This window comes from Marinobacterium profundum (assembly GCF_001528745.1).
Lineage (GTDB): Bacteria > Pseudomonadota > Gammaproteobacteria > Pseudomonadales > Balneatricaceae > Marinobacterium_A > Marinobacterium_A profundum.
Map to the genome: position 1 here is coordinate 1 of NZ_BCNS01000162.1, position 15417 is coordinate 15417.

The following is a 15417-nucleotide window of genomic DNA, read 5'->3' on the forward strand; positions in this document are numbered from 1 at the left end:
GTCTTAAGGAAGCCAAGGCGGCTACTGAATCAGCGTATGAGTTTTACAAAGAGGCTGGAGGCGCTAAGTGCGGTGAGTATTTTGAAGAACGGCTACAGAGGCTTGATCAACTGATCGCTCAGTCCGCTTGAAATGCTGCCGGCGACGGCGGGCGGTACTCCGTCCGGAACAAGGTTTTTGCCTAGGCCATAATCCCTGTTACGTTAAATCCCGCCGCCCAGCCCAGCCCAGCCCAGGCAGGGTGGGTGGGTGGGTGGGTGGGTGGGTGGGGGCCAGGTCAGCGTTCTAACCCTGCCTACTCGTTATATCTAACCCAAGTAGTGCTATCGGCTACTGATATTCCGTGCAGCTGTCTTCTGAAAACGACATCCGGGGTGAATCGGTAGCCGATACGGCGCACCTTGCGGGGTGCAGTAAATCGACTGTGAAAAGAGTATGGGCGGCACACAAGGCTGCGGAGGCATCGAAAGGGGAGTAATCAGCGTTCCAGGTCGTTGTCCTGGTCCCGACTCTCTAAAATGCGTGGAGCGGTGTTCTCGCGGCCATGCTCCAGGTTGTCGGCTATTCGGTCGCGGACGTTCTCCAGGAAGCGGGCGCGACTGTCAGGATCGGGGATCTGCTCCAGGGCAAATTTACCGGCAACAGCTTGGACGGCCGCCGCCTCCTCGATGGCCTTATCGTTGGGGTACTGCTCCAATAGATCCTTGCTCGAAAACTGCTTGAAGGCTTCGGCCTTCTCCTGGTGAGGACCGCGTTTCACGCCTGGGCTTTCTGCCGCCGCTTCGCCAGCTGTTCTTTCATCCACTGTCCAGCCTGCCGACTCTCTTGCCGCAGTGATTCGATCTCGGATTGCGTCAACCGTTGGTGCTGCTCTGAGGTGTCCAGCTTCGCCTTGGGTGAGCTGTTCGATTGGGTAGCCAAATTCATTCCTCCAATAGTCGTTCATCGCCTGGCCGTGCTTGCGCTCAATGTCAGCCAGCATTTTAGATTTTATCGCCATGTCCAGGGCGCCGGGGTGAGCTGTCATAACAGCAGCACATAACACTTGGCCGCCTCTGTTCTCGATGTAACCGCGCAAGCTGGCAATGGTCCCGCCCATGGTTAGAGTGTCGTCTACGGGGTTTGAAGTCCAGCGGAACGAAAACGTACGCTAAGGCCATTCGTCCAGGTCCGATAGCTGCTTCAACGGTCTGAGCTGCCCATTCAGCACCTGTTCTGCCAGGGTGAATGAGTAGTGGCCCAGCATATTCACGTGTTTATGGCTGAGTGGCGACAATCTGGCCTCGTCCTCTTCTTTCGCGTCCTTGCCCTGTCGTCTCAGGTGATCCAGGGCGGCCTGCATGTAAATCGTGTTCCACAGCACCAGAGCGTTGGTCACCAAGCCCAACGTGCCAAGTTGATCTTCCTGACCCTCCCGGTACCGTTTCCGGATTTCACCACGCTGGCCGTGGCAGATGGCCCGTGCGACTGCGTGACGGCTTTCCCCGCGATTCAACTGGGTCAGAATCCGACGGCGGTAGTCTTCATCATCCACGTAGTTCAGCAGGTAAAGGGTCTTATTGATTCGGCCCGCTTCAATGATGGCTTGTGCCAGGCTGGAAGGCCGATCACTTTTCAGTAGCGAGCGGATCAGCTCGGAGGCCTGCACGGTACCCAGTTTGAGCGAACCGGCAATGCGCATCATGTCATCCCAGTGCTGTTCGATCTTGTGGGTACTGACGCAACTGCGGGCCAGCTCATCTAATGCGCCATAGTTGGCGGCCTTGTCCACGCGCCAGAATACAGATTCACCGGCGTCAGCCAGGCGCGGTGAAAACTGGTACCCCAGCAGCCAGAACAAGCCAAACACCATGTCGCTGGCTCCGGCGGTATCGGTCATGATCTCCACCGGGTTGAGGCCGGTTTGCTGCTCCAGCAGACCCTCCAGCACAAAGATGGAATCACGCAGTGTTCCAGGGACGACAATGCCATGAAAGCCGGAGAACTGGTCCGAGACAAAGTTGTACCAGGTAATGCCGCGGCTGGGACCAAAGTACTTCCGGTTCGGCCCAGCATTGATGGTGCGGACGGGTGTGACAAACCGCATACCGTCGGCGGAAGCCACCTCGCCGCCGCCCCACTTCCCGGCCAGGGATAGAGTGGATTGGTAGTCGACCAATTTGACGTTGGCCTTCACTAGAGTTTCAGCCCGCAGGTAATTTTGCTTGACCCAGTTCAAGCGGTGTCGGGTTAATGCGGGCACCTGGTGCTTGATCAGCGGTTCCAAACCGATGTTGCAGGCCTCCGCCAATAACACCGCGCAGATGCTGACAGTCAGGTCCTCGGCACGGGCATTGGATTCGCTGACATGGGTAAATTCGTCGGCGAAGCTGGTATGAGCGTCTATTTCAAGCAACAGCTCCGTGAGATCCACGCTGGGCAGCAAGGCTTCGACCTGCTGAGAGAGCTGCGTCAGGCTGGGCGGTTCATCCAGCTTATCAAAGTTCGTGATGGTCAATGTGGGCCGCTTGCCGGACAGATCCAATTCAACGGCCTTGTTGTCATCGAAGTTGGCGGCCACCCGGCTGTAGCTGGCATCCAGTTGCCGCACCAGAGCATCAATCGCTTCTTGGGGGTTCAGTGGATGACCGAGTGACCGGCAGACCTGAATACGGTTGGCCTGCCATTCCTGGCCCTGCAACAGCTTGGCCCTTGGGTCACCCCAGCGATCGCTGTTCTCTACATAGACATCGCGGCGGCGCAGGCTGTCTTGCAGTTTATCAAGAAAGCACAGTGTGTAGCCTCGCTTGGTGACTCGTCCCTCTTTGTCAAACACCAGGCGTTTCCAGGGATTGGAAACAATGTCCAGTGGCGCCTCTTCCAGTAGCTGCTTGCGCGATTCCAGCAGACCGGCCAGATATTGATGAGCGTCCAGGGTCGCCTTGCCCGCCGGAGCTGCTTTGAACTCGATATCACACAGTAATTTCGGCAAGAAGCGTCTGACCCTGCCATACTGCTCCACCATTTCATCTTGAAAGTTATCGTCGTAGGGGCGAGCCAGTTCATGGACGGTGGCAATGGATGCCGCCAGTTTTTCACGCGGTATTCTGGCAAAGATGGCCGACCTCAGCAGTTCATCCTGCGTACTTTCGTTGAGGATCAGGGCACAAACCTCCGCCAGGGCCAGCGCGGATTTATCCAGATCCTTCAGTGTCCGTAACCGCTTTTTCTGGCCCAGCTTTTTGGCCTCACTTGCAATATAGGTAATCAGTAAATCCAGCACGTCCAGGGCTTCATCGAGGGCGATGGTCTCATATGCTCTGGCGAAGGCCGCCAGGATGGCCGTGCGCTTTCTCTCCGGCATGCGAGCTATCTTGTGCATAGAAATCATTCCAGCGTGACGGGCGATGTTTTTAAAGCGCACGGGCGGGATGCCGGTAAAATCCAGCTCATGCATGCCGAAGGCCTTCAACTCCTGATAACGGCCAACCGCCTCATTGAAGGCGGGACCACTGATCGTCACTGGCCCCTTGCGGCAGCGGTCAAAGTGGGAAGTTCGTGTTCCCTCCGGAACCTGAAGCAACGTCTCAAGCTTTGCGGTCTGCTCCGATGTCGGCAACGCCGACAGCCGTTGCCACAAGCGACTGGTAGCCCGCTCGCGCACTTCGGAAATCAAGCGCGTCAGTGTTGTGGCTCCAGGTAGCAGGATCTTATGTTGTATCAGCCAACCGGTGGCCAGATCGAAAAGCAGGCTGGGCCGTTCGTTGCTGATCCAACTGCGTGTGTAGAGCAAGCGGTTCAGCCGGAAGGACCACGGCCACGTGAACTCCCGGTACTGATACTGGGTACGGATCTGGGCCGTGTGCTCCCGCCGCGTGGTCTCACGCTGTGCATAGGTGGACAGGATTGATATATCGGTGATGCCAAGCTGTCGCGCGACAAACCATTGGGCATTGGCCGGCACTCGTGATAGATCGGCGAGGAAGGTTCCCAGGAATCGAACGCTGCCCAACTGTAAGGCGACACCGAAACGGTTCTGATCACCACGCCTTTGAAGGATGAAAGCAAGGTCGGCTTCATCCAGATGAAAGTAGCGGGCCAGCTGCACTTCATTCGGTTCGCCAGAAAATTGCCCATAGCTGGCTTTCTGTTCCGAGGTTAAAAAATCGACGGGCATGTATCCCCCCCCAACCAATAAGGGGTCAGCTCACGAAACGGATCGGATGTGACTGTTACCAGCCATAGCCTATCCGATCCGAATTCTGTGTTCTCCCCTTCGTGCAGACACTCATGCCCGAAGGCAGCGCGATCTCGGAGGGCGTCGGAACGGCGGCACCTGGTGGTGGCCCCGGAGTATCGATTCCGGGGCTTAACCAATGCAGGAAACTCTTTTGGGCCGGTATCAGGGACGACTCGTTGAAGCAGTGCCCCGGTCTTCAGTCAGGTACCGTTGCAACGGCAGCGGTAGCTCTACAGTCAATGATTTTTCTCTTCGTCGGCAAAGGGAAGTTTGGCTGCATCCTCAAACTTTTTTTTGTGCCCTGGAAGCAGCACCCAAATGAACAAAGCGATAAAGGTGATGAGCATGATGACAGGCAGATAGGGACCGTACACTTCGTAGTTCATGGTTGATTACCGCTTGTTGGTGTATTGGGAATGGGTTTTCCGAGCGACTGGAGGTAGGCGACCAGCGCATCAATCTCGTATTTGCCGTTCATCTCGTCGGCAGCCATATCGATCTGCTCGTCGGTGTAAGACACGACCATCTTGCTCTTCTTGGTGGCATCGGCGCCGCCCAGCCAGCGAACGAAGTAGCCCAGATAGACGGAGTAGGACTTGAACGCCGAGACCGGAATCGCCAGGCTGTTGACGATGTGCAGCACGCCGACGGTGATGATGAAGACCATGGAAAACCAGTTGCCCACATAGATGTGGTAGGTCTTGCGGATCTTCACGGTGCCGAGGAAGACGATACCGTAACTGACCCAGACCAGCGCGAGCAGGATATCGATCGGCCACTCGAGTTCGGCATATTCCTTGGAGGTGGTCAGGCCCATCGGCAGCGTGACGATGACCGCCTGCCCCAGAAGGTGAAGGCCGACAGGGTGTCGGAGAACAGCCGTACCTGACAGATACGTTGCACGATGTAATAGGACGTCGCGAACAGGGCACATCCGCCGAAGGCGAAGATGACCGCATTGGTGTGCAACGGACGGATGCGCCCGTAGGTCAACCAAGGCGTATCGAAGTTCAGTGCCGGCCAGACCAGCTGGGCGGCGATCAGCACACCAACGGCCATGCCGACGGTGCCCCATACCACCGTCATGATGGCGAACTGGCGGACCACCCGGTAGTTGTAGGTGGGATGTTCGGCTGCATTATTCATGTCAGTCCCCCTTTGACGAGATTGATGAGTCCAAACGTGTGCAGGTGTTTATCGCACGCTTGCTGGGCGCTGTATTGTCGAGTCGGTCATCCGGTCTCGTTTTCGGCGAGCAGCGTCGGGAACAGAAAGCGATAATCCTGCAGCTTGTCACGGTCATCGCTGGTCGGTTCCCGGTCCTGGAAGGCGACGGCTTTGGGACGGGCGCTTAGCGGGTCGACCGGTCGACCCTCGAGGCGGACTTCGTAGTGGAGGTTGGGGCCTGTCGCCGTACCGCTGGCACCCACCTCGCCGATAACAGCGCCCGTGACAACCTGGCGTCCGGTGGCAAGATCGGTGGCAAACTGCGACAAGTGAGCATAACGCGTGACGGTGCCATTGCCGTGGTCGACGTCGATGACACGCCCGTAGCCGCGTAGCCGCCCCTTAAAGGCAATGCGTCCAGAAGCTGTGGCCCTAACGGGCGTGCCGCGCGGTGCCGCGTAGTCGACCCCCGTGTGCATGCGCATATTGCCGAACACCGGATGCCAGCGCTTGCCGAACACCGATGACAGCCGTGCGCCGGTCACGGGTTTGGTCAGGCGCCGAACCGGTTTGCCGTCCTGATAAATGAGCGCCGCAGTCGCTTCGTCGGCATCGAGCATGATCTCCAGTACCCGGTCGGACAGCTCGAGTTGGACATATCGCAACACCTGATCACCCACGCGCACGCCGTCTGTATTCTGCTGTTCGCGCCACAGCAGTGCGATCGACTCACCGCCACGCAGCTCCCTGTCAAAATCGACGAGACTGCCAAACATTTCCGGCAGGTCGACAGCAAAACGTTGCGGAGCCTCCAGCTTCACCAGGGTGTCGTAGAGCGATCCGACAATGTGCCCGCCAGCCGTTCTGTCATAAGTTTCCAGTTCCGGTACCAGCCGGCGCGCGGTAACGGTATCGCTGAAGTCAATCTCGATTGTCGCACCCTCCTCGACCCTCATCTCGATGCGCTCGAGGTGCCGGCTGGGGAGGGGGCGCCAATAAAACGTCAGTGTTTGCCCGGGGCGCAGTCTCGTCACGTCATACTGCGTGGTGATGGCGAGTATGGCCTCTTGTCGGAGCGCCGGGGACAGTCCCGCCTGATCGAGTAGACGGTCGAGGGTATCGCCGGCGCGAACGGTGAGGCTGCTGGTCGCCAGAGACACGTGGGCTTTCGAGGCTAAGTCCCCTGGCGCTGCCGGTTGAGAGGCCTGTACCCCTTTTGTTGCCAATGAGGCTGCAAACAGCAGTGGTAGCAGACGCATTGCGCAGGGTTTCGTCCTGATTTTCACCATGTTGTTGCCATGTCGTCTGAAACTTGATTCTTTCGATTGAGCCACCCGGTACCCAAGTACCGGGTGAATGAGGTGATGCTTGGATGCACCTAGCCGAAGGCCAATGACGGATGAATGGCCGCTTGTACGGCCATCAGGACTTTTCGATCTCGTTCTGGACCAGCTCGAGCAGCCCCTGGGGGCCGAAGTCGACAAGGGGCTGGCCATTGACAAAGAAGGTCGGGGTCTTGCTGATGCCGAGCGCCTGCAGATCCGCGGTGTCCTGATTGAGGGCGTCCAGAATAGCGGGGCTGTTCAGATCGCCTTTGGCTTTTTCGATATCGAGACCGGCGCTGGCGGCTGCGTCCCATGCCTTGGCCAGGTCCGGTCCTTCATGCTTGGCCCAGGTAGGCTGGGCATCCAGTAACGCTTCCAGGACTGGCTCGAATACATTCTGCAGGCGCGCCGCCTCAATGATCTTGACCGCTTCATCCGAGCCTTTATGCAAAGCGGCATAGCGCAGCACCACGCGGACCTGACCGGGGAAGCGCCACATGATCTGCTTGACCAAAGGGTAAAAGGCACGACAGGCCTCGCAGGAGGGGTCGAAGAACTCGACAATGGTCACAGGCGCCCCCGCTGGCCCCAGTGTCGGAGAGTGCGGACGTACGAGCAAGTCGCCAGCGGCGGCTGCCGTCGCCAATTTTGACTGCTGTTGGTTGTTCAGGATATAGGTGCCGCCAGCGAAAGCGGCGACTGCAAGCGCCGCGGTACCGGCGACAAGGGTGCGTCTTTTCATAAAGGTGTCTTGTGTCTAATGTTGAATAACAGGAAAAAGATGACTGCGAACGCCACAACCGACAAAACGGGCAAGGGCAGTCCGCCCAGAACGGTCATATCCGCGCTGCTGCAGGAGGGGCCCTGCCCGCAGGGCTGAATGGTTTCGGGGATGACCTCGAAAAACAGCAGGTTGTGCCAGAGTGCGATGAGGCCGCCAATGCCGGCCAGCGGCAGGGCGTAGCGGTGCACCGAGGAGTCATCCCTCTGGCAGGCAATGCCCAGTATCGGCACCAATGGGAACATGGCAATGCGCTGATACCAGCACAGTTGGCAGGGCGCCTGCCCCATGACCTCGCCGATGAAGAGCGCGCCGAATGTCGCGACAAGCGCCACTAGCCAGGCGGTGAAGAGCACATTCCAGGTATCGCGCAAGAAGGGTAGCCTGTAAGCGATCATCAGACTTGACCCTCCCGCACCTGGCAACTTGTTTTTCGAATACAGCTTAGGAACATCAGCACGAACCCCACAAAGATGAAAACGTCGGCGCCATTGAATGCAGGCCAGTGCCAGCCGGCCCAATGAAAATCGAGGAAGTCGGTTACGGCGCCCTGTCGCCAACGATCGACGATGTTGCCCAGCGCGCCACCGGCAATAACGGCGATGCCGAGACGTTCGGTCAAGACAGGGGTTCGCTGAGCCCAGGCAAGCAGTCCGATGACGATCAGCAGGTTAGCTACAATCAGGACCTGAGGCTGTGCTGCCAGGGTCTCACTGAAGAGCCCGAAGCTGACACCCGTATTGAAGCCAAGCGTTAGGTTAAAGAACGGCAGGACCTCTATCAGCCGCGGGGGTTGCATCACATGCTCGAGGATGAGCCACTTCGTCAACTGATCGACGATAAAGGCAATGCCTGCTGGAAAGATGATGTGGGCAATCACTAGACGCTATTTTCCTTGCTTAGTCGAACAATTCCTCGAACCATGACTTGCGGCGATGGCCGTGATGGGCTTTTCCAGCACTGCGCACCGACTCCTGCGTCGTGCTTCGTTCGATGATCTTGTCAAGTTCGCCCCGGTCGAGCCAGACGCCCCGGCACTGGGGGCAGTAGTCTATCTCGATGTGCTGACGTTCCGTCATGACCAGTTCGACTTTACATACCGGGCAAAGCATAGCCATCGTCCTGTTCCTCGCTCATTGTGTACCCACGGTGCTTCACGGAGAAGACGGCCGTCGTCGTCTCTTGAAATCTCTTCGAACGAAGGGAGACAGCCGGACTTCCCAATAGTTTCATTCACCGCATCTCATGGGACGCCAGGCGCTGGGCCGCATCTTTCGTGCGCGACTTTCTCGGCATCGATGGCGGCAGCTCTGTCGGGTTGAAGCGCAGCAGCCGAAGCGCATTTAACGTGACTAGGACGGTCGCCCCTGTATCGGCGAGCACAGCGATCCAAAGGCCGGTGAACCCGAGTACCGTTGTGATCAGAAAAACGGCCTTGAGGCCGAGGGCCAGCGTCACGTTCTGACGGATATTGGTCATGGTGGTGCGGGCCAGCCGGATCTTGATGGCCACATCGCCGACGTCATTGCGCAGCAGCGCACCGTCCGCCGTCTCCAGCGCCACGTCGGTACCCGAGCCCATGGCGATGCCGACATGCGCCGCCGCCAGGGCGGGGGCATCGTTGATGCCGTCGCCCACCATCATGATGGGCCCCTGGGCCGCCAGTTCCCGCACCGCCGCGACCTTGTCGTCCGGCATCAGGCTGGCGCGGTATTCCAGTCCCAACTGGTCCGCGATGGCCGCGGCGGTGCGCGGATTGTCACCGGTCAGCATCAGCGGTTGAACACCGATTGACTTGAGCTCGGTGATCGCGGCGGCGGCGTCCGGTCGAGGCTCGTCCCGCAGGGCGATGAGCCCGAGCGGCGCACCTTGGCGGAAGACGACCACCACCGTTTTGCCGGCATTCTCCAGCGCGGCGATCGCGGACTCGGCCGCTGTATTCATGGCGCCCTGCTGGGTCGCGAATCGGGGCGAGCCCACGCCGACCCGTTCGCCCTCAATCTCGGCCTCCATGCCAAGGCCCGCCAGCGCCCGGGCGCCGGTCGCGGCCGGGACCGGGATGCCCTCTGTTTCGACATGCGCGAGCAGCGCCTCAGCCAGCGGATGGCTGGAGCCCACCTCGACACCCGCGGCCAGGCGCAGCACCTCCGCGTCCCCGGCGGCGAGGGCGACGACATCGGTGACCGCGGGGCGGCCCTGCGTCAGGGTTCCGGTCTTGTCGAAGGCAACCCAGCGGGTTTTCGCGGCCGCTTCGATGACGGCGCCCCCCTTCATCAGCAGTCCGCGCCGGGTACCGGCGTACAGCGCCGAGGCAATGGAGGCCGGTACCGAGATCACCAGCGCACAGGGGCAACCGATCAGCAGCAGGGCCAGGGCGCGGTAGGTCCAAGTGTCCCAGGGCTGGCCATAGAGGAGCGGTGGCACGAGCGCGACCAGAACCGCTACGCCAACGATCGCCGGCATGTAGTAGCGACTGAAACGGTCGATAAACCGTTCGGTTGGCGCCCGGCTGGCTTCCGCTTCCTCGACCAGGCGGATAATCCGGGCAATGGTGTTGTCGGCGGCCGCCCGGGTGACGCGTATTCGCAGTGCGCCCTCGGTATTGATCGAGGCGGCGAAAACCGCGTCCCCGGTTTCCTTGGTCACCGGTACCGACTCGCCGGTGACCGGGCTTTCGTCGATGCCCGAGGTGCCTTCGATGATCTCGCCGTCGGCGGGGATGCGATCACCCGGTCGTACCAGCACCACCTGGCCTACCTTCAGGCTGTCGGCATTCACCTTGACGATGCCACCGTCGCTTTCCAGACGAGCGGTTTTCGGCACCAGTGCCGTCAGCGCCCGGATACCGGCGCGTGCGCGGTTGGCTGCAAGACCTTCCAGCGCTTCACCGACGGCAAAGAGGAACACGACCAGCGAGGCCTCTTCCGCCGCGCCAATCAACAACGCTCCGGTGGCAGCGACGGTCATTAACATCTCGATGGTGAAGGGCATGCCGGCACGCAGGGCGGCGACGGCGCGTCGGGCGATCGGCGCGACACCGATCACCGTGGCCAGCGCAAAAGCCCAGAAGGCGATGGCATCGGAAACGGCCAGCTTTGTTGTCCAGGCCAGCGCCAGCAGCAGGCCGGTACCCAGTACGAAGCGCCCCTTCGCTGTCCGGTACCAGCGCTGCTTGCCCTCGGCGGAGGCGTGTCCGTGCTTGTGCGCAGCGGAAGCGCTTGCTGATCCCGACGTCGGCTGGGCATCCGCCGAGCAGCAAGCGTGCTCCTGGCTCGCCGCATCCGGTTGGGCCCGATCGGCCGCGGCTGGGGTCAGGTCGTACCCCAGTTTCCTGACCGAGGCTTCGACCTTATCGCGCGAGGTGCGTGATTCCTCCAGCTGCAGGTTCAACGTTTCCGAGATGATCGATACCCTGACCTCGCCGACCCCTGGCATGCGTTCCAGAGCATTGCGAATCTTGGCCGCACAGCCGGCACAGTCCATACCGCTGACGATCCAGCAGAGTTCCGTGGTTGAGATCGTCTTGGTGTCATTCATTCGATGTGCCCTCCCAGCATGTAGGCGGCGGTCATTCCGACGCGCCCTTGTCACAGCCTTTCGGTTCATCCTAATATCTATAGCGACTATAGGTTCAAGGGCTTTTTATGCTTTCAATCGGACAACTCGCCCGGCAAACGGGCGTCAAGGTACCGACCGTCCGTTACTACGAGAAGATCGGCCTGCTGCCGGCGCCGGCACGCAGCGTAGGTAATCAGCGGTTGTACCCCGCGCCCATGGTTGAGCGACTGACCTTTATCCATCACGCTCGCGCGCTGGGGTTTTCGCTCGATGCCATCCGCGATCTGCTCAGCATGGCCGACGATCCGGATCAGTCGTGTGAAGCCGCCGATACGATCGCCCGCGCCCAGCTGATGGCGGTCGAGCGCAGGATCGAGCAACTGCAATCGCTACGGCAGGAGTTGCAGCGCATGGTGGCGCAGTGCCAGAGCGGACGCATCGGCGATTGCCGCGTGATCGAGGTGCTGAGTGATCATTCGCAATGTCTGAACGATCATCTAAAAGTGCAGTCAGGTGACATGATCGACACAAGCTGACGCCTGGGCACAGGCGGGGATTTTCGAGGCTCGCTTGAGCGAACGTAGCCTAGGTCGGGTGAAGAGGAGAGGCCGGTGGTGAAGATAATGACTTCCAGACGTTCAAAGGGCGCCTGCCAACACAGGATGAAGAGCTCGCAGCCTCGTGCGAAAGGGGCGAAAGTGTTGGCCCTGTTAATCGCGCTCTCGGCCAGCGCACTGTCAACGGCCAAGTCGGATCCGGCTATTGAACGGTCGGAGGAGCTGAAATCTCCTGAGCAGCTCTTGGGCGTTGCGGACACTTTTGTACTGAAAAATGGACTCCGAGTTGTGGTCATCCCCCGTTTCGACACTGAAAGCGTCCTTCACATGGTCTGGTACAGGACCGGTGCGGCCGATGACCCGCCGGGTAAATCGGGCCTCGCCCATTTCGTCGAGCACTTGACGTTTGGCAGCATGGAAATGAACGACCGGTATTCGGACTTTCATGCGCTGGAGCGACAGGCGGTTCAGTTGGAGGCTTACACCGCCTACGACCAGACCGTTTACTATCAGGAAGTGCCGCTGGAAGCCTTGCCATTAGCCATGAGCGTTGAGGCCAAGCGCATGCGTGAACTGAGCATTACGGCAAAGGCGATGATCTTCGAACGTAAGGCGATTCGGCAAGAACGCGCTGACGAGCGGTTTGAAGGCGAAGGCGATCAGCACCGGCAGCTTCACTCCGCGCTGTATAGAGGCCATCCGTATAGCCAGTCCGTGCTGGGGAAAACCCAGGAGCTCGCCAGCATTACAGCGGAAGATGCTAAGGCGTACCACCGACAATGGTATACGCCAAACAATGCTGTTTTGATTATCGCTGGACCGGTGCGGACACAGACGCTTCGGCCCGTCATACAAGAGCATTACGTCGGCATTCCGGCCCGCCCTCTTGCTGATCGACGAGCGGCGACTGCGAGCCTGCCGCAACCGCGTCTACCGGTTACCCGCCTGCATCAGAATTGGGGCCAGACGGTCGGCATACGTGAATACCTCGCCCCGAGCTACGTCACGGGGGCGGCCGAGCATACGTACGCGCTTCAAGTATTGGCGGCACTGCTGGGCGGCGATCTGGAAGGTCGCCTGTATCGAAGGGTTGTCCGTGAACTGGGGATTGCCCGAGATATTACAGTGACATATGAGCCTGACAGTGTGGGCTTGGCCCCCTTTACAATTGAGGTGACAGCGTCATCGCGAGAGAAGGTGGAGCAAGCGCTGGCAACCATCGATCTGGAGCTGAATAGTATTCGCTTAAAGGGACCCCTCGAAACAGAGTTGGATCACGCCAAAAGCATGTTGCTGGCGCAAACAGCACAGTTGCAACGGGACCGTGACGCCTGGGCTGAGCGGATCGGAACGGCCCTGACATCAGGGCGTACGCACGAGGACCTGCAGGCCTGGCCAGAGCGTATCAACGAGGTCACGGCAGATGATGTACGCCGGTCTGTACATGCCATTCTTCAGTCGCGCTTGGTCGTAACGGTTCGGTGACCCGGTTGAAGATACGCTGATTCACGGCCGGCACCGGCCGCCGACAGTCTTCTGTCAACTTACGCTCATGCATAGGAGTGGAGAGGGCCACTTTTCCGGCGGTTCGTACGCTACAAGCGAAACCGGCTCTGAACCTGATTCGCGATAGCCGGCCGTTGAGACTAAAGTGGGTACAGGCAGACGGGCCGGGAACAGTCCCAGTCCACTTGTAAAGTGCATGGAGGGCTGATGCAGGCGGTCGACTGGTTGTACTTGCTGTTACCGTACCAATTTTCGCCCGTCATCGCCGGCACAGCCGTCGTGGTACTGACCGTCTACTTCAGGGGCGCCCGCGCGGCGGCAGAGCGGCAGCTGCAGGTCGGTTTCGGTCGTCATCTGGCATTTTTCGCAGGCGTTGCGCTGTGCTACCTCGTGTTGCATACCCGCTTCGATTATTACGCCCAGTACATGTTCTTCATGCATCGGCTGCAGCATCTGGTCTTGCATCACATCGGTGCCTTTCTGATCGCGTTGTCCGCCCCCTGGTCGGTACTCGCGCTTGGCTTGCCGGTCGGCATTCGCGAACGGCTGTTGCGGCCGCTGGTTCGCAACCGGCTGGTTCGGGGGCTCTACCGGGCATTGCAGCATCCCGCCGTTGCACCGACCCTCTTTGTTGGTTTGATTTTCTTCTGGTTGATTCCCGAAGTGCACTTCGATGCCATGCTGAATCTAAAGCTCTACCACCTGATGAATGCCAGCATGTTGATCGACGGCATCTTGTTCTGGTGGCTGATGTTGAATCCGAGCGTCCAGCATGCGTCGGTGCGCATCGGCTATGGTCTGCGCATCCTGATTATGGTGCTGATCACGGTACCGCAGGTGGTACTGGGGGCCTATATTGCGCTGTCGAGACAGGAGTTGTTCGAAATCTATGCGATTTGCGGGCGGGCCTGGCCAATATCGCCTGAAGTTGATCAGCAACTGGGTGGGATCCTGACCTGGATTCCGGCCGCCATGATGAGTGTTCTGGGGGTACTGCTGGTGCTTAGAATGCTGTTGCGAGCTGAACAGACCCGGAGCGAGGCGCCGAACCCGTCAGCCGATATCGCCTGAGGCTGATGTCGATGAGAATCACCCGGCTTGTATTCACTCAAATCCATGGTTAGGGAGGGCGAGACATTATGATCAGAACAGTCACTGCAGGCGCACTGGTGCTGTTGGCGACCTTGACCCAGGCGGGCCATGGAGTGGCCATTCGGGATGCCTGGATCGGCTTTCTGCCGGGCGATCGCCCGATGGGGGGCTTTTTCGTGCTGGACAACCGCAGCGGCCGCGAACAGACCGTCGTGTCGGTGTCGAGCACAGCCTTCGAAGACGTGAGTATGCACAGGACCATCGACCAGGGGGACGCCGTGACCATGAAGCCGGTGGCGTCCTTGAGCATACCTTCGCCAGGACAGGTGGAATTCGCGCCCGGGGGCTACCACTTGATGCTCATGGGGCCGCAGCGGCCGTTGCAAATGGGCGACCAGGTCCCGGTGCAGCTTCGCTTCGAAAGTGGCGAAGTGGCGACCGCCCAGTTCAGTATCAAGCCGCTTTGGCAGGAGTAAGACGATGAAAGCTTTTGTTCTGGCTTGGGCGCTGGTACTGCTGATGGCCGGTTGCAGCGATCAAACCGATTGGCAAACCCGCTACATTGGCGGTCTGATGCCGGAACTGCAATTCACCCTCACCGACGAGAACGGCAAAACGGTCACCGAAGCGCAATATGCCAATAATACCGTCAACTTACTGTTTTTCGGCTATACCAGCTGTCCCGATGTCTGTCCCGTTACCCTCGCCCAGATGAGGCAGGTCTTGGACCGTTTGCCCGAGGGCATGGTGGGCAAGGTCCGGGTACTGTTCGTCAGCGTGGATCCGCAGCGGGACGACCTCGAATCGCTGCGCCGTTACACCGACTTTTTTGGCGACCGCTTCGTTGGGCTGACCGGCAGCCGGGAACAGCTCGATACTCTCACCAGCCGCTACCGCACCACCTACGGCTACGGCGAGCCGGATGCCAAAGGCAACTATGTGGTCACGCATGGCAGCGCCGTATACGGTTTCGATGCTGCTGGCCGAGCGCAGTTGCTGATTCGCAATGACGACAGCCCCGACGCGATCGTCGCCGATATCGTTCAGCTCGTGCAGGGCTGACTGTTGTCTTGCCCGGCAGTAGTGGCCGTATTAGATCTGAATGACAGGGAAGTGGCCGATTCGCCGTCATCCGAAGGTTGACCGTTGTCTTGACGGCATTGGAGCAGCACCGGTCACGGTGCTGCTCCAATGACGATCACGGGCCTACTA

Annotated in this window: 14 protein-coding genes and 1 pseudogene; 5 read left to right on the forward strand and 10 right to left on the reverse strand. The window is 59.5% G+C overall.

The genetic code is table 11. From position 1 onward, the window contains the following. Nucleotides 1-478: 478 nt before the first annotated feature. The 10 genes and pseudogenes from MPRO_RS19425 to MPRO_RS19465 form a co-directional block, all read right to left on the reverse strand. Entirely contained in the window at nt 479-1000 is a 522-nt protein-coding gene (locus MPRO_RS19425; RefSeq protein WP_216821334.1) for a hypothetical protein, read from the reverse strand. Nucleotides 1001-1150: 150 nt separating this feature from the next. After that, a complete protein-coding gene (locus MPRO_RS19430; protein WP_067296981.1) occupies nt 1151-4156 on the reverse strand; it encodes a Tn3 family transposase in 3006 nt (1001 codons plus the stop codon). Between the two features lie 299 nt (nt 4157-4455). Beyond that, complete coding sequence (locus tag MPRO_RS25225) at nt 4456-4605, reverse strand: cbb3-type cytochrome oxidase subunit 3 (protein WP_082708986.1); 150 nt, start codon at nt 4603-4605, stop codon at nt 4456-4458. 155 nt (nt 4606-4760) lie between these two features. Continuing rightward, a pseudogene (locus tag MPRO_RS19435) lies at nt 4761-5365 on the reverse strand (cbb3-type cytochrome c oxidase subunit I); the annotation flags it as partial. Between the two features lie 86 nt (nt 5366-5451). Then, the gene (locus MPRO_RS19440) at nt 5452-6546 is read right to left on the reverse strand and encodes a M23 family metallopeptidase (protein ID WP_158651883.1); all 1095 of its coding nucleotides are present in this window, start codon (nt 6544-6546) and stop codon (nt 5452-5454) included. 262 nt (nt 6547-6808) lie between these two features. Further along, nucleotides 6809-7453, reverse strand: coding sequence for a DsbA family protein (locus MPRO_RS19445; RefSeq protein WP_067296987.1), 645 nt, complete (start codon nt 7451-7453; stop codon nt 6809-6811). Next, entirely contained in the window at nt 7450-7890 is a 441-nt protein-coding gene (locus MPRO_RS19450; protein ID WP_067296990.1) for a disulfide bond formation protein B, read from the reverse strand. Before MPRO_RS19450 ends, MPRO_RS19445 begins: the two co-directional genes overlap by 4 nt. Then, complete coding sequence (gene lspA, locus MPRO_RS19455) at nt 7890-8372, reverse strand: signal peptidase II (protein WP_067296994.1); 483 nt, start codon at nt 8370-8372, stop codon at nt 7890-7892. Before lspA ends, MPRO_RS19450 begins: the two co-directional genes overlap by 1 nt. Nucleotides 8373-8391: 19 nt before the next feature. Further along, nucleotides 8392-8610 (reverse strand): TFIIB-type zinc ribbon-containing protein, encoded by a 219-nt coding sequence (locus MPRO_RS19460; protein ID WP_067296999.1) that lies wholly within the window; start codon nt 8608-8610, stop codon nt 8392-8394. A 115-nt stretch (nt 8611-8725) separates the two neighbouring features. Beyond that, nucleotides 8726-11029 (reverse strand): heavy metal translocating P-type ATPase, encoded by a 2304-nt coding sequence (locus MPRO_RS19465; RefSeq protein WP_067297002.1) that lies wholly within the window; start codon nt 11027-11029, stop codon nt 8726-8728. A gap of 107 nt (nt 11030-11136) precedes the next feature. On the opposite strand from MPRO_RS19465, the gene MPRO_RS19470 reads away from it, so the two are divergent. From MPRO_RS19470 to MPRO_RS19490, 5 genes are all read left to right on the forward strand, one after another. Next, nucleotides 11137-11586 (forward strand): MerR family transcriptional regulator, encoded by a 450-nt coding sequence (locus tag MPRO_RS19470; protein WP_067297007.1) that lies wholly within the window; start codon nt 11137-11139, stop codon nt 11584-11586. Between the two features lie 87 nt (nt 11587-11673). Further along, nucleotides 11674-13092 (forward strand): M16 family metallopeptidase, encoded by a 1419-nt coding sequence (locus MPRO_RS19475; RefSeq protein WP_158651884.1) that lies wholly within the window; start codon nt 11674-11676, stop codon nt 13090-13092. 228 nt (nt 13093-13320) lie between these two features. Continuing rightward, nucleotides 13321-14184, forward strand: a complete 864-nt coding sequence (locus MPRO_RS19480) for a cytochrome c oxidase assembly protein (RefSeq protein ID WP_067297014.1) — start codon at nt 13321-13323, stop codon at nt 14182-14184. Between the two features lie 68 nt (nt 14185-14252). After that, nucleotides 14253-14681 carry a copper chaperone PCu(A)C gene (locus MPRO_RS19485; RefSeq protein WP_067297017.1) on the forward strand — a complete coding sequence of 143 codons (429 nt, stop codon included), beginning with the start codon at nt 14253-14255 and terminating at the stop codon, nt 14679-14681. A 4-nt stretch (nt 14682-14685) separates the two neighbouring features. Beyond that, on the forward strand, nt 14686-15267 hold the full coding sequence (locus MPRO_RS19490) for an SCO family protein (RefSeq protein ID WP_067297021.1): 582 nt from the start codon (nt 14686-14688) through the stop codon (nt 15265-15267). Nucleotides 15268-15417: the final 150 nt, after the last annotated feature.